The sequence below is a fragment of the Amycolatopsis sp. NPDC051102 genome, assembly GCF_040682815.1.
Lineage (GTDB): Bacteria > Actinomycetota > Actinomycetes > Mycobacteriales > Pseudonocardiaceae > Amycolatopsis.
In genome coordinates, this window is the sequence record NZ_JBFBBT010000004.1 from 275,089 (window position 1) to 297,701 (window position 22,613).

General features: G+C 72.1%; 21 protein-coding genes. 13 read left to right on the forward strand and 8 right to left on the reverse strand.

Annotated features, from left to right (window positions below):
• Nucleotides 1–68: 68 nt before the first annotated feature.
• From AB0M93_RS15680 to AB0M93_RS15690, 3 genes are read left to right on the forward strand one after another with little or no spacing between them, the layout of a single operon-like run.
• Nucleotides 69–1,643 (forward strand): DAK2 domain-containing protein, encoded by a 1,575-nt coding sequence (locus AB0M93_RS15680; protein WP_364273568.1) that lies wholly within the window; start codon nucleotides 69–71, stop codon nucleotides 1,641–1,643.
• Nucleotides 1,644–1,647: 4 nt separating this feature from the next.
• Nucleotides 1,648–3,801: an ATP-dependent DNA helicase RecG gene (recG, locus tag AB0M93_RS15685; RefSeq protein WP_364273571.1), complete on the forward strand. Its 2,154-nt coding sequence runs from the start codon at nucleotides 1,648–1,650 to the stop codon at nucleotides 3,799–3,801.
• 20 nt (nucleotides 3,802–3,821) lie between these two features.
• Nucleotides 3,822–3,962 carry a hypothetical protein gene (locus AB0M93_RS15690; RefSeq protein ID WP_364273574.1) on the forward strand — a complete coding sequence of 47 codons (141 nt, stop codon included), beginning with the start codon at nucleotides 3,822–3,824 and terminating at the stop codon, nucleotides 3,960–3,962.
• Here AB0M93_RS15690 and AB0M93_RS15695 read toward each other — a convergent pair.
• Nucleotides 3,922–4,557 carry a TetR/AcrR family transcriptional regulator gene (locus AB0M93_RS15695; protein ID WP_364273577.1) on the reverse strand — a complete coding sequence of 212 codons (636 nt, stop codon included), beginning with the start codon at nucleotides 4,555–4,557 and terminating at the stop codon, nucleotides 3,922–3,924. The genes AB0M93_RS15690 and AB0M93_RS15695 overlap by 41 nt on opposite strands.
• A gap of 31 nt (nucleotides 4,558–4,588) precedes the next feature.
• Here AB0M93_RS15695 and AB0M93_RS15700 point away from each other — a divergent pair, with 31 nt between their 5' ends.
• The 8 genes from AB0M93_RS15700 to AB0M93_RS15735 all read left to right on the forward strand — a co-directional run bounded on the left by AB0M93_RS15700 (nucleotide 4,589) and on the right by AB0M93_RS15735 (nucleotide 14,530).
• The gene (locus AB0M93_RS15700) at nucleotides 4,589–5,716 is read left to right on the forward strand and encodes an erythromycin esterase family protein (protein ID WP_364273580.1); all 1,128 of its coding nucleotides are present in this window, start codon (nucleotides 4,589–4,591) and stop codon (nucleotides 5,714–5,716) included.
• A gap of 54 nt (nucleotides 5,717–5,770) precedes the next feature.
• Nucleotides 5,771–8,170 carry a caspase family protein gene (locus AB0M93_RS15705; protein WP_364273582.1) on the forward strand — a complete coding sequence of 800 codons (2,400 nt, stop codon included), beginning with the start codon at nucleotides 5,771–5,773 and terminating at the stop codon, nucleotides 8,168–8,170.
• A 43-nt stretch (nucleotides 8,171–8,213) separates the two neighbouring features.
• Nucleotides 8,214–9,098: a S8 family peptidase gene (locus AB0M93_RS15710; protein WP_364274343.1), complete on the forward strand. Its 885-nt coding sequence runs from the start codon at nucleotides 8,214–8,216 to the stop codon at nucleotides 9,096–9,098.
• Nucleotides 9,099–9,231: 133 nt separating this feature from the next.
• On the forward strand, nucleotides 9,232–12,609 hold the full coding sequence (locus AB0M93_RS15715; RefSeq protein WP_364273585.1) for a pyruvate carboxylase: 3,378 nt from the start codon (nucleotides 9,232–9,234) through the stop codon (nucleotides 12,607–12,609).
• Between the two features lie 66 nt (nucleotides 12,610–12,675).
• Nucleotides 12,676–13,464 carry an arginase family protein gene (locus AB0M93_RS15720; RefSeq protein ID WP_364273588.1) on the forward strand — a complete coding sequence of 263 codons (789 nt, stop codon included), beginning with the start codon at nucleotides 12,676–12,678 and terminating at the stop codon, nucleotides 13,462–13,464.
• A 74-nt stretch (nucleotides 13,465–13,538) separates the two neighbouring features.
• The gene (locus tag AB0M93_RS15725) at nucleotides 13,539–13,853 is read left to right on the forward strand and encodes a helix-turn-helix transcriptional regulator (protein ID WP_364273591.1); all 315 of its coding nucleotides are present in this window, start codon (nucleotides 13,539–13,541) and stop codon (nucleotides 13,851–13,853) included.
• A 33-nt stretch (nucleotides 13,854–13,886) separates the two neighbouring features.
• Nucleotides 13,887–14,270, forward strand: coding sequence for a hypothetical protein (locus AB0M93_RS15730; protein WP_364273593.1), 384 nt, complete (start codon nucleotides 13,887–13,889; stop codon nucleotides 14,268–14,270).
• On the forward strand, nucleotides 14,270–14,530 hold the full coding sequence (locus AB0M93_RS15735) for a hypothetical protein (protein ID WP_364273596.1): 261 nt from the start codon (nucleotides 14,270–14,272) through the stop codon (nucleotides 14,528–14,530). Before AB0M93_RS15730 ends, AB0M93_RS15735 begins: the two co-directional genes overlap by 1 nt.
• A gap of 4 nt (nucleotides 14,531–14,534) precedes the next feature.
• Here the strand turns inward: AB0M93_RS15735 and AB0M93_RS15740 are convergent, their stop codons facing one another.
• Together AB0M93_RS15740 and AB0M93_RS15745 are read right to left on the reverse strand one after the other, a co-directional pair.
• Complete coding sequence (locus AB0M93_RS15740) at nucleotides 14,535–14,897, reverse strand: GntR family transcriptional regulator (RefSeq protein ID WP_364273599.1); 363 nt, start codon at nucleotides 14,895–14,897, stop codon at nucleotides 14,535–14,537.
• Nucleotides 14,894–15,589 carry a hypothetical protein gene (locus tag AB0M93_RS15745; protein ID WP_364273602.1) on the reverse strand — a complete coding sequence of 232 codons (696 nt, stop codon included), beginning with the start codon at nucleotides 15,587–15,589 and terminating at the stop codon, nucleotides 14,894–14,896. The genes AB0M93_RS15740 and AB0M93_RS15745 overlap by 4 nt, the downstream gene beginning before the upstream one ends.
• A 310-nt stretch (nucleotides 15,590–15,899) precedes the next feature.
• Here AB0M93_RS15745 and AB0M93_RS15750 point away from each other — a divergent pair, with 310 nt between their 5' ends.
• Nucleotides 15,900–17,180 (forward strand): helix-turn-helix domain-containing protein, encoded by a 1,281-nt coding sequence (locus tag AB0M93_RS15750; RefSeq protein WP_364273605.1) that lies wholly within the window; start codon nucleotides 15,900–15,902, stop codon nucleotides 17,178–17,180.
• A 12-nt stretch (nucleotides 17,181–17,192) separates the two neighbouring features.
• Here AB0M93_RS15750 and AB0M93_RS15755 read toward each other — a convergent pair whose 3' ends face one another.
• The 4 genes from AB0M93_RS15755 to AB0M93_RS15770 form a co-directional block, all read right to left on the reverse strand.
• A complete protein-coding gene (locus AB0M93_RS15755; protein WP_364273608.1) occupies nucleotides 17,193–17,780 on the reverse strand; it encodes a DUF6801 domain-containing protein in 588 nt (195 codons plus the stop codon).
• Nucleotides 17,781–17,833: 53 nt separating this feature from the next.
• On the reverse strand, nucleotides 17,834–18,400 hold the full coding sequence (locus AB0M93_RS15760) for a DUF6801 domain-containing protein (protein WP_364273611.1): 567 nt from the start codon (nucleotides 18,398–18,400) through the stop codon (nucleotides 17,834–17,836).
• A gap of 20 nt (nucleotides 18,401–18,420) precedes the next feature.
• Complete coding sequence (locus tag AB0M93_RS15765) at nucleotides 18,421–19,839, reverse strand: DUF6801 domain-containing protein (protein ID WP_364273614.1); 1,419 nt, start codon at nucleotides 19,837–19,839, stop codon at nucleotides 18,421–18,423.
• An 84-nt stretch (nucleotides 19,840–19,923) separates the two neighbouring features.
• Nucleotides 19,924–20,562: a DUF6801 domain-containing protein gene (locus tag AB0M93_RS15770; RefSeq protein WP_364273616.1), complete on the reverse strand. Its 639-nt coding sequence runs from the start codon at nucleotides 20,560–20,562 to the stop codon at nucleotides 19,924–19,926.
• Between the two features lie 422 nt (nucleotides 20,563–20,984).
• Between AB0M93_RS15770 and AB0M93_RS15775 the strand changes: the two genes are divergently transcribed.
• Nucleotides 20,985–21,875, forward strand: a complete 891-nt coding sequence (locus AB0M93_RS15775) for a hypothetical protein (RefSeq protein ID WP_364273619.1) — start codon at nucleotides 20,985–20,987, stop codon at nucleotides 21,873–21,875.
• Nucleotides 21,876–21,924: 49 nt separating this feature from the next.
• Here the strand turns inward: AB0M93_RS15775 and AB0M93_RS15780 are convergent, their stop codons facing one another.
• On the reverse strand, nucleotides 21,925–22,569 hold the full coding sequence (locus AB0M93_RS15780) for a hypothetical protein (RefSeq protein ID WP_364273622.1): 645 nt from the start codon (nucleotides 22,567–22,569) through the stop codon (nucleotides 21,925–21,927).
• Between the last annotated feature and the right edge of the window lie 44 nt (nucleotides 22,570–22,613).

The following is a 22,613-nucleotide window of genomic DNA, read 5'->3' on the forward strand; positions in this document are numbered from 1 at the left end:
AACTAGTGCTTTCGCGGCCCTCGGCACCGGGTCGATACGCTGCCTCGGACCGGTCAGGAGGTTACGGGGTGCGGGTGCTGGACGCGGCGGCGGTGTCGGCCTGGGCTGCGGGCTGTGTGCACAGTCTCGCGAGCCTGCGGCCGGCCATCGACGAGATCAACGTCTACCCCGTCGCCGATTCCGACACCGGCTCGAACATGCTCTTCACGATGACCGGTGCGGCCCGGGAGCTCGAGCGGTCCACGCCGGAAACCGCCGCCGAAGCGCTGAAGACCCTCGCGCGGGGCGCCGTCGCCTCCGCCAAGGGCAACTCCGGCGTGATCCTCTCCCAGGTCGTGCGCGGGCTCGCCGACCGCGCCGAAGGGGACCTGGACGGCGCTTGGCTGGCGAAAGCACTGGGGCACGCCGACGAAGTCGCCACCGGCGCCGTCAGCCGCCCGGTCGCCGGGACCATCCTGACCGTCCTGCACGCCGTCGCCCTCGCCGTGCGTGGCGACACGAGCTCCCTGCCCGAGATCGCCACCAAAGCAGCGAAAGAGGCCGCGCACGCCCTCGAGAAGACGCCCGAGCAGCTGCCCGCGCTGGCCAGGGCCGGGGTCGTCGACGCCGGGGCGCGCGGCCTGGTCGCCGTGCTCGACGCGCTGGTCGGCGTGCTCACCGGCGCCCCCGTCGAGCAGGAGCACCCCCTCGAGGTCCACACCGAAAGCGCCGAGGCCTACGCCTGGGAGGTCATGTACCTCCTGGACGGCGTCGACGAGGCGAGCCTGCCGACGCTGCAGAAGGAGCTGAGCGGCCTCGGGGACAGCGTCACCGTGGCCGGTGACGGCTCGGGCAGCCACGCCGTGCACGTCCACTGCGCCGACATCGGCGGCGCCATCGAAGCCGGGCTCGCGCTCGGCCGGCCGCGCAGGATCCGGGTCGAACCCCTGCTCACGCCGACGCCGATCGAGCCGGGCGGCGGGATCGACCGCACGGTCGTCGCCGTCGTCCACGGCGGGGCGCTGGCCGAGCTGCTGCGCGCCGAAAGCATCCCGGTGCTGGCCGTGCCCGAAGGCGGGACGCCGAGTGTCGAGGACATGATGAGCCTGCTCAACGAGGCCGCCGGGCGGCAGGTGACCGTGCTGCCGGGCAGCGTCGCCCTCACTGCCGCGGCCGACACCGCCGCCGGGCACGCGATGGCCGCCGACCGGGACGTCGTGGTCATCCCGTGCGCCTCGCCGGTGCAGGTGCTGGCCGCCCTCGCCGTGCACGACGCCGGGCGCCGCACCAACGACGACGTCGTCGCGATGGCCGAAGCGGCCGCCGCGACCAGGCGTGGCGAACTGCGGATCGCGCAGGAGGAGTCGCTAACCTGGGTGGGCCGGGCCCAGTCCGGCGACGTGGTCGGCCTGGTCGACGACGAGGTGGTGCTGATCGAGCCCGCGCCCGCGTCCGAGACGAACCTGGTCGCGGCCGCGATGAAGGTGCTGAACCGGATGCTGGCGCTCGGCGGCGAGCTGGTGACGGTGCTCAGCGGCGCCGCCGCTCCGCCGGGGGTCGCCGACGAGCTCGCGGAGCAGCTGCGGGTGGAGCACCCGGAGGTGGAGCTGACCAGCTACGCCAGCGGCCAGGCGGACGCGGTGCTGCTGATGGGAGTCGAATAGCGAGATGGCCGGACTGCGCGACAAGCTGCCGCTGCTGCTGGGCGCCAAGACGGCGAAGGCGCTCGCCACTTCGTTGGACATCGAAACGGTCAGCGACCTGCTGCGCCACTACCCGCGCCGCTACGCCGAGCGCGGCGAGCTCACGGACATCCACGGGCTCGAGCTCGGCGAGCACGCCACCGTGCTGGCGCGCATCGAAAAAGTGAGCAAGCGGCGGATGAAGGCCCGCAACGGCACCATCCTCGACATGGTGATCACCGACGGGAAACGCCGGCTGACCTGCGCGTTCTTCAACCAGGCGTGGCGCGAGAAGGACCTGGTCCCCGGCAAGACCGGCCTGTTCGCCGGCAAGGTGTCCGCCTTCCGCGACACCCTGCAGCTGACCAACCCCGAGTACGAGCTGTTCGACGCCGAGAACGAAGCCGAGGCGATGGACAACTTCCTCGCCGCGATCATCCCGGTGTACCCGGCGGCGCAGGGCATGCCGACGTGGTCGATCGCCAAGTGCGTGCGCCAGGTCCTCGACGTCCTCGAGGTCGACGACGACCCGATGCCCGCCGAGCTGCGGCGGCTGCACAAGCTGGCCGACCTCGACAACGCCCTGCGTGGCATCCACCGCCCGGAGAACTGGGCGCACCTGGAGGCGTCGAAGAAGCGGCTCAAGTGGGACGAAGCCATGGCCGTCCAGCTGATCTTCGCGCAGCGGCGCCACTCGGCCATCTCACGGCCGGCGAAGGCGAACCCGCACGTCAGCGGCGGCTTGCTGGACGCCTTCGACAAGCGGCTGCCCTTCGACCTCACCGCCGGCCAGCGGGGCATCGGCGACGAGATCGCGACGGACCTCGCGTCCGAGCACCCGATGAACCGGCTGCTGCAGGGCGAGGTCGGCTCGGGCAAGACCGTGGTCGCGCTGCGGGCGATGCTGCAGGTCGTCGACAACGGGCGGCAGGCCGCGATGCTGGCGCCGACCGAGGTGCTGGCCGCGCAGCACGCGCGGTCGCTGCGGGAGATGCTCGGCGACCTCGGCCAGGCGGGCGAGCTGGGCGCGGCGGAGAACGCCACCCGCGTCACGCTGCTCACCGGGTCCATGGGCGCGAAGGAACGCAAGAAGGCGCTGCTGGAGATCGTCAGCGGCGAAGCGGGCATCGTCGTCGGCACGCACGCGCTGATCCAGGACCACGTCGAGTTCGCCGACCTCGGCCTCGCCGTCGTCGACGAGCAGCACCGGTTCGGCGTCGAGCAGCGGGACGCGCTGCGCACGCGAGGCGCCGGCGACACCAGCCCGCACGTCCTGGTCATGACCGCGACGCCGATCCCGCGCACGGTCGCCATGACCGTGTACGGCGACCTGGAAGTGTCGGCGCTGCGCGAGATGCCGGTCGGGCGGTCGCCGATCTCGACCACGGTCGTGCCGGTCGCCGAAAAACCGGCCTGGTTCGAGCGGATCTGGCAGCGCGTGCGCGAAGAGGTCGGCAAGGGCCACCAGGCCTACGTCGTCTGCCCGCGGATCGGCGACGAGCCGCCGTCGGACAAGAGCGACAAGCGGCCGCCGCTGGCGGTGCTGGACGTCGCCCCCGAGCTGGAGCACGGCCCGCTGCAGGGGCTGAAGATCGGCGTGCTGCACGGCCGGATGCCCCCCGACGACAAGGACGCCGTGATGCGCGCGTTCTCCGCGGGGCAGCTGGACGTCCTGGTGGCCACCACGGTGATCGAGGTCGGCGTGAACGTGCCGAACGCCACCGCGATGGTGATCATGGACGCCGACCGGTTCGGCGTCAGCCAGCTGCACCAGCTGCGCGGCCGCGTCGGCCGGGGCAGCGTGCCGGGGCTGTGCCTGCTGGTCACCGAGACCCTCGACGGCACGGCGACCCGCGAACGGCTGGCGGCGGTCGAATCCACGACGGACGGCTTCGAGCTGTCGCGGCTGGACCTGGAGCTGCGCCGCGAAGGCGACATCCTCGGCGCCGCGCAGTCGGGCAAGCGGTCCACGCTGAAACTGCTGTCGCTGCTGCGGGACGAGGACGTCATCGCCGCGTCCCGGCAGAGCGCGCAGGAGATCGTCGAGAAGGACCCGGACCTGGAGAAGTACCGCGGCCTGGCCCAGATGGTCGGCGACGTCGTCGACGTCGACCGGGCGGAGTACCTGGAAAAGAGCTGAGTGCCGTCCGCGCCGCCACCGTGGCCGACGCCCCGGCGATCGGCGAGACGCGGGCGGCGGCGTGGGCCCGGCGCATCGGTGACGGCGGCCGGGTGCTGGTCGTCGAGGACGACGGGCGCGTCACCCTGGAGGAGATGCGGTTCCGCCGGTCGTTGCCGTGAACACGCCGGCTTTCGCCGCCGCCGCAGCCGCGGCGGCGGCGACGCCCGCGTCCGCCGGTGTCACGCCCTCCCGGGACACGAACAGGCGGTAGAAGATCGGCCCGCAGGCCACGCGCACCGCCTCGACCGGGTCGGTGCCGGGCGGGACTTCGCCGCGCTCGATCGCCCGGGTCACCGCGGCCGCCGAACGGGCGTGGCGGTCGACGTAGAACTCCCGCAGGGCGTCGGCCGCGCGCGGGGAGAGGAAGGCCGCCGAGATCGACGCCGTCGGCAGCTCGCGCTCGCCCGGGGTGGTGAAGTAGCGGACCAGCTCCAGGTTGACGGCGCGCAGGTCGCCTTCGAGGGAGCCGGTGTCCGGCACGGCCCACTCCTGCTCGGCGCCCATCAGCAGGGCCGCGGCGACCAGGCCCTCGGCGGACTCCCAGCGGCGGTACAGCGTGGTCTTGTGCACGCCGGAGCGTTCGGCGACCGCCTCGACGCTCAGCTCCGCGTACCCGCGTTCGCCGAGCAGCTCGAGGGTGGCGTTCAGCGCGGCGAGGCGGGTCCGCTCGGTGCGGCCGCCCGGGCGCTTCGTCCCGGAAATCTCGGTTGCCAACTGCTACTCCTGTTGCGTTAGTGTGCTCAGTATGACAGGAACCGTCGACGTTGCCGAGATCGCCGGCCTGATCGGCGACGCCGAAGTCGTCGCCATCGGCGAGAACAACCATCACATCCGCGAGTTCGGCGTGCTGCGCGACCGCCTCCTGCGCCACCTCGTCGCCGAGTGCGGGTTCACCGTGCTCGGGTTCGAAGGCGGCTTCCCGGAGGGCCACCTGGTCGACGCGTGGCTGCGGGGCGGTCCGGGCGAGGTCGCCGACGTCGCCCGGGACGGCTTCACCTTCGGCCTCGGCGACTCGGCCGAGGTGCACGAGATGCTGACGTGGCTGCGCGGCCGCGGGGTCCGGTTTTCCGGCCTCGACGTGCCGGGTTCGGCGGGCTCGCCGGTGCCGTCGCTGGAGGCGGTGCGCGAAGTCCTCTCGCGGGTGGATCCCGCCAATGTGTTCCTTGTGGACAATGCGCTGGCGGCCTGCGAGGCGTACGCGTCGGTGAGCAGTGCGGTGGCGCCGGACCGGTACCGGGAGATGAGCGTCGCGGCACGGGACGCGGCCACCGTGGCGCTGACTGTCCTCAAAGGACACGTCGAGTCGGTGGCACCCGAAGCCGCCCACGACGCGGATGGCGCGTTGCGCGTCGACCTGTACCTGCGGGAGCTGGACGCGCTGATGGCCGGGCAGGCGCCGGAGCCGCAGAGCTCGTCGCGGGACACGTACATGGCGGCCACCGTGCGGCTGCTGCGGCGGCGGTTCCCCGGCGAGAAGATCGTCCTGATGCTCCACAACGGACACTTGCAGCGCGTCCCGTTGTCGCCGGTGCCGGGCATGCTGGCGCCGACGGCGGGCACGCACCTGGCCGCCGAGCTGGGGGATCGGTATTTCGCGCTCGCGTTGACCGCCGTCTCGGGGACGACGACCGGCCTGGCGTCCGATCCGGCCTTCCCCTTGGGGTTCCGGATGTTCGAGCAGGGTCTCGACGAGCCGGCGGAAGGCAGCGTCGAGGCAGCGCTGGCCTCACGGGCGCCGTGCGTGGTCGCGCGTCCCACGGCGTCGGGCATCCGGCACGCGCACGTGACCGTGCCGGTCGATGTCGCTTCGGCGTTCGACGCGGTGGTTTGCCTGGAGAAGCAGGAAACGATTTTCCGGTCCGCGGCTGGATAGGTGCGCCCGTTCGGCTGCTTGCAGTAATGCGCCGGATGGGCGTTTCCTGGCGGTATGGCCGGGCGGAGGCGGGCGCTGATCGTCGCCAACGGCGAGTACGACAACGCGGGGCTGCAGCGGCTGGGCTCGCCCGCGGCGGACGCCGACGCCCTGGCCGGGGTGCTCGCCGACCGGGCGATCAGCGACTTCGACGTGCGTGTCGTGCGGAACGAGACCGCGTACACGGTGCAGGCGGAGATCGAGGACCTCTGCGTGGAGGGCAAGCCCGACGACGTCCTGCTGCTGCACTTTTCGTGCCACGGCCTGAAGGACGACTCGGGCGCCCTGTACTTCGCCGCCCGCAACACGCGCCCCGACCGGCTGCGGTCGACGGCGGTGCCGGCGCAGTTCGTGCAGCAGTGCATCCGGCAGAGCCGCTCGCGCAGCATCGTCCTGCTGCTGGACTGCTGCTACGGCGGCGCGTTCGGCCAGGGCGTGGCGGTCCGGGCGTCGGGCGACGCGAACGTCCTCGACAGCTTCCGCGGCGGCCGCGGCCGGGCGGTGATCACGGCGTCGAACTCGATCGAGTACGCCTTCGAGGGCGCGAGGCTGGCCTCGGACGAGCCGGCCCGGCCGTCGGTGTTCACCTCGGCGCTGGTGGAGGGCCTGCGCACGGGCGAAGCCGACCGCGACGAGGACGGCTGGATCGCACTGGGCGAGCTGTACGAGTACCTGTTCGACCGGGTCCGCGAGCGCAACCCCAAGCAGACGCCGAGCCGCGACATCGAGATGCAGGGCGAGCTGTACCTGGCGAAGAGCCGGCGGCGGCGCATCAAGCCGTCCCCGGTCCCGGCGGACCTGGCGGCGGCGATCGGGGCGGAGAACCCGTTCACCAGGCTGGGGGCGGTGGCGGAGCTGCGGCGGAGGCTGTCGAGCGACAACCTGCCGGTGGCGATGGGCGCGTTCGAGGCGCTCAAGGCAATGGCATCGACGGACATCGAGCACATCGCGGCGGCGGCCGCGGACGCGATGGCGTTCGCGGTGGTGCGGGCGGACGTGCCGTCGGTGCGGTTCGAGGCGGACGTGGCCAGCAGGCGCATCCGGTTGCTGGGGCCGCCGGTGGCGCGGGCCTGCCGGTTCGAAGCGTCGGCGGAGTGGATCGAGGTCCGGGAGACCGCGGGCGGTGCCGAGGTGAGGGTGACGCCGGGAGCGGAGCCGCGGCAGGGCAAGGTGGTGGTGACCGGCCCGACAGGCGAGACGGCGGTGGCGGTCGAAGCGGCGGCGGTGGCTGCCGGGCCGGGGCAGTCCGGGGTGGCTGGGCCGGGCGGTGCTGGCGGGGCTGGGGCTGGGGTGGCTGGGCCGGGCGTGGCTGGCGGGGCTGGGGCTGGGGTGGCTGGGCCGGGTGTTGCCGGCGGGGCCGGGGCTGGGGTGGCTGGGCCGGGCGTTGCCGGCGGGGCCGGGGTCGGGGTAGCTGGGCGGGGCGTCGCCGGTGAGGCGGGGGCTGGGCCGGGCGCTGCTGGTGGGGCCGAGGCCGGGGCGGCGGAGCCGGGCGTTGCCGCCGAAGACCTGGGAGGCCCAGAGCCGGTCGTTGCCTCCGAAACTCTCGGAGAACCGATCGTGGCCGAGCCGGCGGCAGCAGCTGCTGCGGAAGCGCCGAACCCCATCGCCACCCGGACTGTCGCGGCGAGCCCGCCGCAACCCACCTCCGCGTCCCGGCCTGCGAGTCCCCGCGAGCCGGCCGTCGTCTTCCTCGGGCTGCTCGCCGTCGGCGGCGGCGTCATGATGGCCGTCAGCCTGGCCTTCGAATACCAGTACAACCTGAGCGACTACAGCTACACGCTCGCCGGCGCCCTTCCCGGCCTCGAGTGGTACGTCTGGCCCCTCGCCGTGGTCGCGATCGTCGCCGGCGTCCGCGACACCGCATCGGCCGCCCCGTCCGGCCGGACCGCCGGGGTCGCCGTGGCCGCTCTGTGGGGCCTCGTCATGACCTACGGGACCGGCCGGTACCTCACCGCCGAAGACGGGCACCACCTCGGGGCCGCCTTCGGGTTCCTCTTCGCCGGGCTGCTCGCCGTCTTCGCGGCGGGGGCCGGTGCCGGGTGGCTCGTCCGGGGGCAGCTCGGCTTCCGGCGGCCCGGCCGGTACGAATGGGCCGCGATGGTGCTCGGCCTGATCGGCGCGGGCGGCCTCTTCCTCCGGTTTTCGGCCGACAGCAGCAGCGTCGGCGCGGTCGGCGCCTTCGCGCTCACCGCCGTCCTCACCGTCGCCGTGCCGGTGCTCGCCGGCGTGACCGGGGCCAGCCGGTTCGCCGCCGGCTGGTCCGCCGGCGCCCTCGGGATCGTGGCCGCCTTCGGGAAAGCCCAACCGGAAGGGACGAACCTCGCCGGGGTGATCGTCTTCGGGAGCTCGCTCGTCCTCGGGATCGTGGCCGGGGCGCTGATCGCGCGGAATCAGCCGAACGGGCGACAGCTCTGAGTTGTCGGCCGGGCACCGCCGGGGTACCACGACGATCATGAGGATGCTTCTCGCGGCCGTGGCCGTGCTCGCCGGCCAGGTCTCGGGCAGCGGCGTGCAGCCCGATCCGCCCAGCTGGGGGCTGGACCGGATCGACCAGCGCACCGGCCTCGACCACGCCTACCACTACGCGAGCGACGCCGCGGGTGTCACCGTCTACGTGATCGACAGCGGCGTCGACGCGAAGCACCCCGACTTCCAGGGCCGCGTCGCGCCCGGGCGGGACTTCCTCAACGGCGGCACCGACACCAGCGACACCAACGGCCACGGCACCCGCCTCGCCGGCATCGCCGCCGGCAAGGACTACGGCGTCGCGAAGGGCGCCCAGATCGTGCCCGTGCGGGTGCTCGACAAGGACGGCGGCGGCGCCATCGACCAGATCATCGCCGGCATCGACTGGGTCGCGCAGAACGCCCAGCAGCCCGCCGTCGCCGTCCTCGGCATCGGCGGGGTGCCCAGCGACGAACTCGACGCCGCGGTGAAACGGCTGGCCGAGGTGGTGCCGATCGCCGTCCCGGCGGGCAGCGAGTCCGCCGACGCCGGTGGCTTCTCGCCGGGCCGGGTGCCCGAGGCGCTGACCGTCGCCGCCTCCGACGCCCAGGATCAGCCGGACAAGACGTCGAACTCCGGCCAGGCCGTCGACCTGTACGCCCCGGGCACCGACATCCCGTGCCCGATCGCGGGCGGCACCGGCGCGGGCCCGGAGTCCGGCACGTCGATGGCGGCGGCGTTCGCGGCCGGCGTGGCCGCGCTCTACCGCGCCCAGCACCCCGGCGACACCCCCGCTCAGGTGGATGACGCCCTGGTGGCGGCGGCGACGCCGGACGTGCTCAAGGGCGTCCCGGGCGGCACCGCCAACCGGCTGCTTTACGCGCCCGCCGGATCCTGAAAAGCTGCCCAGAGGGCTCACCCGGCAACCTTGCGCGACGCATGATGTCCATCACCCGGGACTGAACTCCCGCAGAGCGGGAAGAACCGGGTAACGTGCGTTGACTTACCGATCCAAGAGGGAAGGACCGGGCATGTTCCGCAAGGTTCTGGTGGCCAACCGCGGGGAGATCGCGATCCGGGCGTTCCGCGCCGGCTACGAACTCGGTGCGGGGACGGTCGCCGTGTTTCCGCACGAAGACCGCAACTCCCTGCACCGGCTGAAGGCCGACGAGGCGTACGAGATCGGCGAACCCGGTCACCCCGTACGCGCGTACCTCTCGGTCGACGAGATCGTCGCCGCGGCGAAGAAGGCGGGGGCCGACGCCGTCTACCCCGGTTACGGCTTCCTCTCGGAGAACCCCGACCTCGCGCGCGCGTGCGAAGAAGCGGGCATCACCTTCGTCGGGCCGAGCGCGGACATCCTCGAACTCACCGGTAACAAGGCCCGCGCGGTCAAGGCCGCGCGCGAGGCCGGCGTGCCGGTGCTCGGATCGTCCGAACCCTCCAGCGACGTCGACACGCTCGTCGCCGCGGCCGAAGAGCTGGGCTTCCCGGTCTTCGTCAAGGCGGTCGCCGGTGGTGGCGGGCGCGGCATGCGCCGGGTCGAGGACCCCGCCCTGCTGCGCGAGTCCATCGAGGCCGCCGCGCGCGAGGCCGAGTCCGCCTTCGGCGACCCGACCGTCTTCCTGGAGAAGGCCGTCGTCGAGCCGCGGCACATCGAGGTGCAGATCCTCGCCGACGGCGAAGGCAACGTCATCCACCTCTACGAGCGCGACTGCTCCGTGCAGCGGCGCCACCAGAAGGTCATCGAGCTCGCCCCGGCGCCGAACCTCGACCCCGAGCTGCGCGACCGCATCTGCGCGGACGCGGTCAAGTTCGCGCGGCAGATCGGCTACCGCAACGCCGGCACCGTCGAGTTCCTGCTCGACAAGCAGGGTACGCACGTCTTCATCGAGATGAACCCGCGGATCCAGGTCGAGCACACGGTCACCGAGGAGGTGACCGACGTCGACCTCGTGCAGTCGCAGCTGCGGATCGCCTCCGGCGAGACCCTCGCCGACCTCGGCCTGAGCCAGGACAAGATCTACCTGCGCGGCGCCGCACTGCAGTGCCGGATCACCACCGAGGACCCGGCCAACGGCTTCCGCCCGGACACCGGGATGATCTCCGCCTACCGCTCGCCGGGCGGCTCCGGCATCCGGCTCGACGGCGGCACCGCCTTCTCCGGCACCGAGATCAGCGCCCACTTCGACTCGCTGCTGGTGAAGCTCACCTGCCGCGGCCGGGACTTCAAGACCGCCGTCGGGCGCGCCCGCCGCGCCGTCGCCGAGTTCCGGATCCGCGGCGTCGCCACGAACATCCCGTTCCTGCAGGCCGTCCTCGACGACCCCGACTTCCGCGCCGGGCGCGTCACGACGTCGTTCATCGAGCAGCGCCCGCAGCTGCTCACCGCGCGGCAGTCCGCCGACCGCGGCACGCGGCTGCTGACCTACCTCGCCGACCAGACGGTCAACAAGCCGAACGGCGAGCGCCCGAAGACGCCGGACGCCACGCTCAAGCTGCCGAAGCTCGCGAAGGACGCCCAGCCGGCGCCGGGGTCGAAGCAGAAGCTCGCCGAGCTCGGCCCGGCCGGGTTCGCGCGCTGGCTGCGGGAGTCGCCGCACATCGGCGTCACCGACACGACGTTCCGCGACGCGCACCAGTCGCTGCTCGCCACCCGCGTCCGCACCAAGGACCTCCTCGCGGTGGCGCCGGTCGTCGCGAACACGCTGCCCGAGCTGCTGTCGCTGGAGTGCTGGGGCGGCGCGACCTACGACGTCGCACTGCGGTTCCTCGCCGAGGACCCGTGGGAGCGGCTCGCCGCGCTGCGCGAGGCCGTGCCGAACATCTGCCTGCAGATGCTGCTGCGCGGGCGCAACACCGTCGGGTACACGCCGTACCCGACCGAGGTGACGAACGCCTTCGTCCGAGAGGCGACCAAGACCGGCATCGACATCTTCCGGATCTTCGACGCGCTCAACGACGTCGAGCAGATGCGCCCGGCCATCGAAGCCGTGCGCGAGACCGGCTCCGCCGTCGCCGAGGTGGCGCTCTGCTACACCTCGGACCTGTCGGACCCGGGCGAGAAGCTCTACACGCTCGACTACTACCTCAAGCTGGCCGAGCAGATCGTCGGCGCCGGGGCGCACGTCCTGGCGATCAAGGACATGGCCGGGCTGCTGCGCGCGCCCGCGGCGACCAAGCTGGTCACCGCGCTGCGCAAGGAGTTCGACCTGCCGGTGCACATCCACACCCACGACACCGCGGGCGGCCAGCTGGCCACCTACCTCGCGGCGATCAACGCGGGCGCGGACGCCGTCGACGGCGCGGTGTCGTCGATGGCGGGCACGACGTCGCAGCCGTCGCTGTCCTCGATCGTGGCGGCCACCGACCACTCCGCCCGGACCACCGGTCTGGACCTGCGGGCGATCGGTGACCTGGAGCCGTACTGGGAGAGCGTGCGCAAGATCTACGCGCCCTTCGAGGCCGGGCTCGCGTCGCCGACCGGGCGCGTCTACGACCACGAGATCCCCGGCGGCCAGCTGTCGAACCTGCGCACGCAGGCCATCGCGCTGGGCCTGGGCGACCGGTTCGAGGACATCGAGGCCATGTACGCCGCCGCCGACAAGATCCTCGGCCACCTGGTGAAGGTGACGCCGTCGTCCAAGGTCGTCGGCGACCTCGCGCTGCACCTGGTCGGCGCGGGCGTCTCGCCGGCCGACTTCGAGGCCGAGCCGAACAAGTTCGACATCCCCGACTCGGTGATCGGCTTCCTGCGCGGCGAGCTCGGCGACCCGCCGGGCGGCTGGCCGGAGCCGTTCCGCACCAAGGCCCTGGAGGGCCGGGCCGCCGCGAAGCCGGTCGCCGAACTGTCCGAAGAGGACCGTACGGCGCTGGCCGAGCACCCCCGGCGGACGCTCAACCGGCTGCTGTTCCCCGGCCCGACGAAGGAGTTCGAGGCGCACCGCGAGGCCTACGGCGACACGTCGGTCCTGCCCAGCAAGGACTTCTTCTACGGGCTGCGGCCGGGCGAGGAGTACTCGGTCGACCTCGAGCCGGGTGTCCGGCTGCTCATCGAGCTGGAGGCCATCGGCGAGGCCGACGAGCGCGGCGTCCGCACGGTGATGTCGACGCTGAACGGCCAGCTGCGGCCGATCCAGATCCGCGACAAGTCGATCGCTTCGGACATCCCGGCGACGGAGAAGGCCGAGAAGGGCAACCCGAAGCAGATCGCGGCGCCGTTCGCGGGCGTGGTGACGCTGCAGGTCGCCGAGGGCGACACGGTCGAGGCCGGGGCGACGGTCGCCACGATCGAGGCGATGAAGATGGAGGCGTCGATCACGGCGTCGGCCGGCGGCAAGGTGGCCAGGCGGGCGATCACGGCGGTGCAGCAGGTCGAAGGCGGTGACCTTCTGCTGGTCCTCGAGTGAGCCCTCGTGAGTGGTAAGGCGCGTTAGAACGCGCTTTACCACTCACGACCGCGATACGCTCGGCGGATGCTGATCAACGCGGTACCGCAGCGGCAGGGCGCGGTGGGGCCGCGCGCGGCGGAACTCCCGGACGGCTGCCTGGCGCTGGCGGAGCTGGCCGGGCACGTGCTCGGTCGGCCCGTCCACCACGTCCGGCAGACGCGCGCGGTGTCCGAAGTGGACGCGGGCGTCGCGTCGCGGGCCGTGCTGACCGGCCCGAACCGCGCGGCCCAGCTGGCCGCACTGGAGGCCCCCGGCGGCCCGGTGCTGACGATCGGCGGCGACTGCGGGGTCGAGCTGGTCCCGATCGGGGTCGCGCGGTTCCGGCACGGGCCCGGGCTGGGCGTCGTGTGGTTCGACGCCCACCCGGACCTGAACACGGCGGAGTCGTCGCCCTCGGGGGCGTTCCACGGGATGGTGCTGCGGTCGCTGTTCGGCGAAGGCGACCCGGACTTCGCGGCCGCGCCGGCGTTGGAACCCGGCCGGGTGGCCCTCGCCGGGACGCGCGTGTTCGACCCGGAAGAAGAGGCGGCGGTTTCGCGGGGGCTGGTGGTGACTTCCGTGGACGCACTGGCCGGTGTGGAACAGCTGTACGTGCACGTGGACCTGGATGTGCTGGATCCGGCGGAGTTCCCGGGGCTGAACTACCCGGAGCCGGGTGGGTGGACGATCTCGCGGCTGGTGGCCGAGCTGGACGCGCTGGCGCGGTTCGAGGTCGTGGGCGCGGGGATCACGGAGTGCGTGGGGACACCGCGCGAGGTCGAGGTCCTGGAGCCCCTCCTGTCCGCGGTGGGCCGGCTGCTCCGATCGCAGTAGCAATCCGGCGCCGTTCAGCGGACTTGTTCTCTACATAGCCCCCTTTGTAGAGTGCAACTATGGCTCCGCCCAGGATGACGCTGTCCACCCAGCTGGTCTTGCTGGCCTTGCTGGCGGATCCCGCGCGACGCATGTACGGCTTGGAGTTGTGTGCCGAGACGGGTTTGCCCAGCGGGACGATCTACCCGATCCTGGCGCGTTTGGAGAAAGTGGGCTGGCTGGCCTATGAGCTGGAGGACATCGATCCGAGCGAGCTGGGGCGTCCGCGTCGCCGCTACTACCGGCTCGAGCCCAACAGTCTCAGCGAGGTGAAGGCGGCAGTGCATCGTGCCCAAGCATCCGCGCAGGCGCTCGGGCGATTGCGGCCCGGCCTGCAAGGCGGTGCGTGATGGGTGTGAACTGCCTGCTTCGGGGTGCCCGTGATGACTGACGACAGAGTGCCCGGTTTGCCCGCAATCCGGGCGGAGATAGTCGAGTGCCCGCGCTGTGGTATTTCCATTTTGGCCGACCGGCGAGGCGACCCGGAGCTCTGCGTCATCTGTATTGCCAATCTCGGGCTGATGCCGCCTGCGACGCCGGCGTGTGCGATGTCGTGGCGGTTGACCAGCTGGGCGGTCGCTCTGCTGCCCCGGGGCGAACGTGATGGATACGCCGACGAGTTCCGGGCCAATCTGCAGGTGATGGCCGGCCGAGGGGATGGCCGGTGGGCTCAGGTACGTCTGGCGCTGAGCACCCTGCGCGGTGTCTGGCGGCTGCGTCGTGCTTCGAAGAAACCGGGGTCTCTGACGTGGTGGAGGTACTACTGATGGCCAAAGCGCCGGTGCACCTGCCCGGTGAACCTCCGCATCCCCACGGTGTCGTCGGCTACCTGCTCGACAACGACACCCGCACCCGCAACGCGATCCGGCTGGTCCGGTGGGCGTTACTGGGCTTGGCCATCGTGGCCGGTGCCGTAGTAGCACTGGCTATGATTTCGCCAGTTGCAGCAGCCGGCTTGCTGGCCGGCGGCTCGACGGCCACCGGCGCGGTTTCAGCGTGGCGCCGCCGTGGAAAAAGCCAGCACTGACTCGCTATCCCTTGTAGGCGGCGCGGACCGCGTCGAGGGCGGTGTCGAGGTCCGCGCCGAGGTCGCGGGCCTGGGCGGCGAACGCGGCGGCGGCCGCCGCCAGCAGCGCCTCGCGGTCCGGGCGGCCGGCCGGGATCGTCACCACCGTGCCGCGCGCGCGGGCCGTCGCCACCCAGCCCGCCGCCTCCAGCTCGCGGTAGGCCCGTGCCACCGTGCCCGACGCCAGACCCAGGTCCCGCGCCAGCTGGCGGATCGGGGGCAGCCGGGTCCCCTCCGGCAGCGCGCCCGTCGTCACCGCGCGGACCACCTGGTCGTGCACCTGCCGCCAGGGCGCCAGCCCGTTCTCGGTGTCGACGACGATCTTCACGCGGCAGCCGGCAGCCGTTTCACCGGGGCCGTGACCGCCAGGAACGCCGCCAGGCCGGCCACGACGACCAGGAACGACCCGAAGTTCCCGGCCGGCCAGCCGATCGCCGCGCACGCGCCGATGCCCAGCCCGATCGCCACCCGGGCGCTGCGGCAGCGCAACGCCAGGTCCGCCCGCGGGTCGCCGACCGCCGGGCGGCGCACCGCGAGCAGCGTGATCGCCGCGCTGACCACCACCGTGCCGGCCGCCACCGCCAGCAGTTTCCACTGGGCCGTCAGCCCCAGGTGCACCAGCGCCCCCGCGGCCGCCAGCCCGCCGAGGACCAGCACCCACACCGGGACGATCCCCAGCAGTGTCCGCGGGGCCAGCACGGCTTCCCGCCGCGGGCCGCGGGCCGGGCGCTGCGCCAGCAGCTCGGCGATCAGCCCGCCCAGCAGCAGCGTGACGACGATCGTGCCCGCTCCGCCGTCGTCGAGCAGCGGCGGGATCCCGAGGAACAGCCACGGGTACCAGAGCCGCCGCCGCTTGAGGTACCGGACGGCGAGCGCCACCTCGCCGTCGTCCGGGTCCGGCACGCCCCAGCGGGTCAGCAAGCGCTTACCGTGCTTCTTCCCCGGCCAGAGCACGATCAGGATCGCCAGCCCGAACAGGCCCATGATGAGCGCGACCCCGAGCACGTTGTCCCACGGCATGCGGTACCTCCCGACGCTTGTATCAACCACACGATACAAGATGCCGCCGCAACCGCAGCGCGGGGCGCTCGTTACGGGTTCGTCCGTTCGCACGCATCCGCCCGTGCACTCGGCGGGACGCTTGTCAGCCGATGGCAGCCCTGCCCGTCGAATTTGTCATCCCGGTGACAAGAAATCGGTTTTCTTTCACGGACGTGACACGTTTGGCGTTAGTTTTTCGATGTGCTCGTTGTCACCCCGCAACAGGCGCGGGGTGCCCGGTCGCGGCTGCTCCGCGACCGGATTCCCGGGGCGGAGCGAAGGAGCTGCGATGTCGGTGGAGCGCGGATTCGAGCACCCTGCGCCGCCGCCGGCCGCACTGCCCCGCAAGCTCGCCGACATCCTGCGCCCGGAACTGGCCAGCCTCGCCGCCGAAATCGTCGAAGAAATCCGGGCGACCATCCCGGCCTACGCCCGCCCGCTCGACGGGCCCTACGGCAAGTCGATCCGGGCCGGCGTCGAGTACGCGATCACGTTGTTCGTCGCGCAGATCGCCGATCCGACGGTGTCGAAGGAACAGTCCCACGAGGTGCACCACCGCCTGGGGCAGAACGAAATGCGCGAAGGCCGCAGCCTCGACACCCTGCAGTCGGCCTACCGCGTCGGCGCGCGCGTGTCGTGGCGGCGGATCATGCGCGTCGGGCGGCGGAGCGGGCTTTCCTCGGCGGTGATGTCGCAGCTGGCCGACGCGATGCTGGCGTTCATGGACGAGCTGGCCTCGGTCGCCCTCGACGGCTACCTGGAGGCGAAGGCGCGCACGGCGGGAGCGCTGGACACCTGGCGCCGCAAGCTGCTGCACCTGATCCTGGAGGCGCCGCCCGCGTCCCCGAAAGCGATTGCCGAGCTGGCGCAGCTGATCGGCTGGCCGGTCCCGTCGGACGCGACACCGGTGGCGGTCTGCCCGGCCGGCGGCGTCGCCCCGGCCCGCCGCCACGCGGGCCTGGACGCGGACGTCCTCGCCGAGCTCGACACACCGGACCCGAAACTGGTCGTTCCCGGCGAGCTGAGCAGCGCCCGCCTGGCGGCACTGCAGGTGGCCCTGCCGGACTGCCGCCTGTCGATCGGCCCGTGCGTCCCGCTCGCCTCGGTCGCGGATTCGTTGCGCTGGGCCAGGAACGCGCTCCAGCTGGCCGAGCGCGGCGTGCTGACGCCTCGCCCGGTGCTGCGCGCAGAGGAGCACCTGGCGACCCTGCTGGTGAACAGCGACACCGGCCTGGTCGGCACCCTGCGGCACCGCCTGTTCGCCCCGCTGGCCGACATGACGGGCAAGCAGCAGGAACGGCTGCTGGAGACGTTGCGGGCCTGGCTGGACAGCCAGGGCAACGTCGTGGAGATCGCCGAACGCCTCGGCGTCCACCCGCAGACGGTCCGCTACCGCATGCGCCAGCTCCAGGCGACGTTCGGCGAGAGCCTGCGCGACCCGTCGGCGCGGTTCGAGATGGAGCTGGCGCTCCGGGCCGGCGCGACCCCGCTGCCGCTGCGGTACCCGGTCAGCGACCTGCTGCCGTCACCGCGGTCCGGTGGCTCGCGTCCACAGTGGACGTCGCAGTAGCGGCGGTGCTGCTCAGCCGATCGCGATGTCCGGGTGGAAGGCACGGTCCTGCGCCGGGTCGGCGAACTTCACCGTGCACGTCGACGACCAGGCGGTCCACGTTCCCGTCGACTTCCGGCGCCACTGCAGGCTTTCGACGACCTGCACCCCCAGCGCGAAGCCGGCCGGGCCCGTCGCGCCGGCGGTGAAGGTCAGGTCCCCGGCGTCCTCCGCGAAGGTGAGCCCGCCGAGGGTGGGGACCGGCTGCTCGGGGAAGCTGCCCGAGATGGTCGCGGTGGCAGGCGTCGCGTTCGCCGCGGTGATCGTGGCGCTGAACGAACCCTGGACCGCGTCGTAGCCGGCGGCCGTGAAGAGGGAGCGGACCGCCGGGGACATGACGTGGTCCAGGTGCACGCCGGCGAGGGTGAAGGAGCTGCCCGGCGCCACCGTGTCCTCGGTCGTGAACGAGCCGGCGAAGGTCGAGCTGGTCGGAGCGACGCCGGGGAACGTGCAGGAGTAGGTCACCGTGCCGGTCTGCGGTGTCACCGGCGCCGCGGCCGCCGTTCCCGCGGTGGCGCCCGTGACGAGCATTGCCGCCGCGACTGCTGTTCCGATCCTCATCGTTTTCCCCCTCTTTCCGGTTTGCTCCGGCTTCGTGACCGTGGCCGGTCGGCTCAGCCGATCGGCAGGTTCGGGCTGAACGCGGTGTCCTGGCCGTCCTGCGGGCGGCAGAGCACCGAGTAGAACGAGGGCGTGCCGTCCGTCCGGTGCAGCGACAGCAGCAGGACGAGCTGACCCGCGGTGAACGTGATCGTTCCCGACGAGCCGGCGGTGTGCCCCTCCTGCCCGCCGGCGAACTGGACCACGACCGGGCCGGGACCCCACGTCGCCGGCTGGTTCGTCGCGGCGGTGGTGTACGACCGGGGTGCGTTCGCCGCTTCGGCGAAAACCGCGACCCGTCCGCCCAGGAGGCCGTCGTGCCCCCGGCTGGTGAGCCACGCCGACGCGGCCGCGGACAGCGTGACGCTGCCCGAAACGTCCGAGAGCCGGAACCCCGCCCCGGGAGCCACGGTGTCCGGACCGGTGAACCCGGCCGTCAAGGTCACCGTCTGCGGCGAGTCGTCGGGGAACTGGCAGGCGTAGCCGACCGGACCGGCCTGGAAGGCCGTCGCCGCCTGTGCCGTTCCGGCCGCCGCGCCCGTGACGAGCAGCGCCGCGGCGACAGCTGGTGCGATCCTCATCGTTCCCCCTCGATCCGGTCCTACCTCGGTTTCGCGACCGCCTTCTTCGCGGCCGCGCTCTGGGAACCCGGCGCCGGCGGGTTGGAGCCGGGCTCGCAGTCGGCGGGGTCGGGTGTGGTGCAGCCGACCAGGTTGTAGGTGTCGACGTAGGCCTGGTTGCCCGGGCCCGAGCTCATGCCGCCGAGCAGCGGGTTCAGGTCCTGTCCGCCGGCGTTGCAGCCCTTGAAGCCCGGCAGCGTGAACCCGCCGTTCGGTTCGGTGCTCACGTGGCCGATGCCGAACGCTTCGTACGGGCCGTCCAGGACGAGGTGCACCGGGTCCTTCGTCACGCAGTCGGGGCCGAGGTCGAGCGGGACGCCGTTGATCTCCGCGTGGCTCATCCGGGCCATCACCCGCATGTCCGCGTGCAGGGACGGGAGCTGGGTGACCGGGTCGGTGTACAGGTTGCCGGAGAACTCGATCATCCGCTCGGTCTGGTACTCCAGCGGCAGGAACTCGACCGTCGCGCTCACCGGCACGAACCCGAAGCCGAGGAACGCCGTGGTGACCGGGCTGAACGCGGTCGAGCCGGTGACCCACGAGTCGCCGGTGTCCAGGTTCACGTTGATGAACCCGTTGACCAGCAGGGACGGGTTGGCGACGACCGTCGCGCCCAGCTTCTTGACCGTCGACTTCGTGAGGATGCTGACCAGGCCCAGCGGCTGGGTGTACACGTTGGCGGGCGGCTCGTCCTGCGTTGTCACCTCGCCGGGCGCGGCCGCCTTCTTCTTCGGCTCGGTGCCCGGCGTCACCTTCGGCAGCACGAGGATCTTGCCCAGCGTGCCCTGCTGACCTTCGTCGAGGGTGCACGCGACCTTCGGCGGCGCCGTGGTGGCCGCGGGCGCGTCGGCGGCAGGAACGGCTTCGAGCGTCAGGGCCGGCGCGGCCACCGTCACGGTGACCGCGCCGATGGTGTTGATCGCGATGTCCGGCACGGTGCCGGTGGCGGTGAGGACGACGTCGCCGGTCTCCGGCAGCGGCGTCGGAGCCACGACGAGGGAAACGGGAACCTTGTCCGAGCGGTCGTCCTGCTGCACGGTGAGGTCCAGCTGCACCGCGCCGCGCAGCGAACCGGTGGTGGCGCCGGCCGGCAGGAGCGACAGGGCGACGTCGCGGGGGAGGCCGAGCTTCACGGAGAAGGCGCCGATCGTCGCCGACGTCCCGGTCTTCGCCTGCGCGGGCAGCGTCGCCGCCGTTTCGACGGTGAGCGCGCGCGGGCCGAGCGGGCCGGCGAACGGGCAGTGCACCGAAACCGACGCCGTCGCCTGCGAGTCGGGCGGGACCGCCGGGCCGGGCGCGGCCGAACCGACCCCGGTCAGCGCGCCGTTCGCCGCGGACAGCAGGCCGGCGGCCGCCAGCGCGGTCACCGTGACGGAGCGGGGCCGGACTCGACGTGGCATCGGTTTCCCTGGGTGCGTTGGGTGGTGCGGAGACCGGAAACCCGGTGCGGGCCTCCCGCGAGGAGGCCCGCACCGGGAACCGGGTCAGGAGATGGTGATGCTCGGGCTGAACGCGGCGTTCTGCGCCGGGTTGGTGACCTTCAGGGTGCAGCTCATCGACCAGGCCGTCCAGGTGTTGGTGGCCTTCTTGTGGAACTCCAGGGCCGCGGTGACCGTGGTGCCCATCGACAGCGTGTCGGTGCCCGTCGTCGCCGGCGCGGTGTAGGTCGGGATCGACGAGGTGGCGACCTGCGAGATGTTCACCGTGATCGGGCCGCCCGCCGGGTAGATCGTCTGCGGGATGTCGAGGCCGGTGGCCGCCGGCTGCGACAGGGTGCCCGACGCCGCCGTCACCGGCACCGAGGCGGTGCCGCGGATGCCGTCGTAGCCGACCGCGGTGAGCAGCGCGTGCACACCGGCGCTGATCGTCGCGGAGCCGCCCACGTTGGTCGGCGTGGTGACGCTGCTGGTGGCGACGACGTCCGGCGCGTCGAGGTGCGCTGTGACGAGCACCGGCTGCGGCGTGATGCCGGGGAAGGTGCAGGTGTAGGTCAGGGGGGTGGTTCCGCCGGCGGTGTAGGTGACCGTGGCGGCGGCCGCGGTGCCCGCGGTCAGCACCGCGATGGCGCCGATGGCGGTAGCGGTGGTCGCGATTCCGGCGGACAGCCTGCTGAGTCGGGACATACCCATCTCCTTTGATTCAGTACAGTCTCGGCTTTGGCTGATCGATTGCTCGCCGTCGCTGGTCTCCCATCACGTTCGCCCGCCCCCATTGCCCCGAGCGGCGGGACGTGAATTCACCGACGTGCGAGGTGGAGGTCCATCTGCCGGGAATGAGGCTACTCGCGAGTTCAGTACGGAACAAGAGTTTGCGGCATCGGCAGTCTGCCGCCCCGGGAGGGCTTCGAATTCTTGTCCGCCCGCGCGCAGGACCGGCGGTGGTTTCATCGGATTTTGACAAAGAACCACCGCGCGGCGGAACGGCTCCGGGAACGGTCTACCATTCACGATCTTGCCGAAGCAATCGCGGAGAACGAAACGCGAGAAAGGAGGCTACCGTGCCACTTACTTCACGTTGTGAACGGGTCTCGTTCAAGGGAGCCGTATTGACGGTGTCGGCGGCGGTCGCCCTGTCGTTGTGCGCATCGCCGGCGTCCGCGGTCACCACCGGTGGCGTGATCGCGTGGGGCAAGCAGGACTACGGCATCACGGTTCCGCCGCCGAACGTGCTGTCCGGGGTCTCCGCCGTGTCGGCGGGCAGCACGACCGTGCTGGCCCTGCAGAGCGGCGCGGTCTTCGCCTGGGGTGCGAACAACTGGGGCGCCAACGTGGTTCCCGCCGACGCGCAGTCCGGCGTCAGCCAGATCTCCTCCGGCTGGGGGCACGAACTCGCCCTCAAGAACGGGAAGGTGCTGGCCTGGGGCAACAACTGGTACGGCCAGACCACCCTGCCGGCTTCGGTGAGCAGCGGCGTCATCGCGATCTCGACGTCCAACATGCACAGCCTGGCCCTGAAACAGGGCGGCCAGGTGGTGAGCTGGGGCACGCGGACCGACGTGCCGGCGGCCGCCCAGTCCGGGGTGACCGCGATTTCCGCCGGGGGCGACCACAACCTCGTCCTGAAGAACGGCGGGGTGCTGGCCTGGGGCAACAACGCCTACGGCCAGGCGACCGTCCCGGCCGGACTGTCCTCCGGCGTCACCGCGATCTCCGCCGGGTTCAGCCACAGCCTGGCGCTCAAGGACGGCCGCGTCTACGCGTGGGGCCGGGACAACTACAAGCAGATCGACGTCCCGGACGCGGCATTGTCCGACGTCGCCGGCATCGACGCCGGGTTCAACCACAACCTGGCCTTCAAGACCAACGGCGACATCATCGCGTGGGGCTCGGACTTCGTCACCGAGTCGGAGCCGGTGACGTGCGGGCCGGTGTTCGCCGTCTCCGCCGGCGACAACGACAGCTTCGTGCTGAAGGAAAACCCGGGCGCGGCCTGCTGATCTTCCCGGGCGGCCGGGTGGCGGGCGGGTGCCCGCCACCCGGTGCGCGTCAGCTCTGGGGTGCGGTCAGGTCGAGCGAAATCGTGTTGCCCGGCCCGGAAACCAGGGCGCCGAGCGCGAGGTCGGCGATGAAGCAGTCGGTGAACTCCGGAATCGTGTACGTGGCGCCGATGGTGATGGTCGGCGAGGTGATGTCGATGTTCGGCGCGACCAGGTTCAGGTCGACCGGCGTCTTCGTCCGGCAGGCCTTGGGCACGGTCGGCAGCGGGATGACCGGCACGAGCAGCCCGACCCAGATGTCGGAGATCTCCATGTTCGCCTTGGCGTGCGTGGTCAGCGTGCCGTCGGCGATCGTGCCGGTGGCCGGTCCGAGCGGGATCACCTTGACCTTGGCCTTGATCCGGAACAGGCCGGAGACCAGCGAGATGTCGGCCTGCGAGGCCGGCAGCGACAGGTTCGCGCTGAGCCCGACCGAGCCGGTCTGGTCGTCGATGATCAGGTTGCCCTGGAGGGTACCGGGGCCGAGCTTCATGGTGCTGCCGGTCTTCTTCACCGTCGTGGTGCCGTTCACGCCGTACGACACCGGGATTTCGATGACGTCGGCCGAGGCCGGCGTCACGGCGACCCCGCCCAGCACGACGGCCGCCGCCGACGTGAGCACGGCCAGTCTCCTCAGCTGCGTTGCCACGGACATGGTTGTCCTCCTTTTGCGTTTCCCGATCGCTTCCGGGTGCTCCC

Bases quoted from the DNA above. Each gene is read 5' to 3' on its own strand.
- recG (WP_364273571.1), top strand. From the start codon at position 1,648: ATGGCCGGACTGCGCGACAAGCTGCCGCTGCTGCTGGGCGCCAAGACG.
- AB0M93_RS15700 (WP_364273580.1), top strand. From the start codon at position 4,589: ATGACAGGAACCGTCGACGTTGCCGAGATCGCCGGCCTGATCGGCGAC.
- AB0M93_RS15705 (WP_364273582.1), top strand. From the start codon at position 5,771: ATGGCCGGGCGGAGGCGGGCGCTGATCGTCGCCAACGGCGAGTACGAC.
- AB0M93_RS15710 (WP_364274343.1), top strand. From the start codon at position 8,214: ATGCTTCTCGCGGCCGTGGCCGTGCTCGCCGGCCAGGTCTCGGGCAGC.
- AB0M93_RS15715 (WP_364273585.1), top strand. From the start codon at position 9,232: ATGTTCCGCAAGGTTCTGGTGGCCAACCGCGGGGAGATCGCGATCCGG.
- AB0M93_RS15720 (WP_364273588.1), top strand. From the start codon at position 12,676: ATGCTGATCAACGCGGTACCGCAGCGGCAGGGCGCGGTGGGGCCGCGC.
- AB0M93_RS15725 (WP_364273591.1), top strand. From the start codon at position 13,539: ATGACGCTGTCCACCCAGCTGGTCTTGCTGGCCTTGCTGGCGGATCCC.
- AB0M93_RS15730 (WP_364273593.1), top strand. From the start codon at position 13,887: ATGACTGACGACAGAGTGCCCGGTTTGCCCGCAATCCGGGCGGAGATA.
- AB0M93_RS15735 (WP_364273596.1), top strand. From the start codon at position 14,270: ATGGCCAAAGCGCCGGTGCACCTGCCCGGTGAACCTCCGCATCCCCAC.
- AB0M93_RS15745 (WP_364273602.1), bottom strand. From the start codon at position 15,589: ATGCCGTGGGACAACGTGCTCGGGGTCGCGCTCATCATGGGCCTGTTC.
- AB0M93_RS15750 (WP_364273605.1), top strand. From the start codon at position 15,900: ATGTCGGTGGAGCGCGGATTCGAGCACCCTGCGCCGCCGCCGGCCGCA.
- AB0M93_RS15755 (WP_364273608.1), bottom strand. From the start codon at position 17,780: ATGAGGATCGGAACAGCAGTCGCGGCGGCAATGCTCGTCACGGGCGCC.
- AB0M93_RS15760 (WP_364273611.1), bottom strand. From the start codon at position 18,400: ATGAGGATCGCACCAGCTGTCGCCGCGGCGCTGCTCGTCACGGGCGCG.
- AB0M93_RS15765 (WP_364273614.1), bottom strand. From the start codon at position 19,839: ATGCCACGTCGAGTCCGGCCCCGCTCCGTCACGGTGACCGCGCTGGCG.
- AB0M93_RS15770 (WP_364273616.1), bottom strand. From the start codon at position 20,562: ATGTCCCGACTCAGCAGGCTGTCCGCCGGAATCGCGACCACCGCTACC.
- AB0M93_RS15780 (WP_364273622.1), bottom strand. From the start codon at position 22,569: ATGTCCGTGGCAACGCAGCTGAGGAGACTGGCCGTGCTCACGTCGGCG.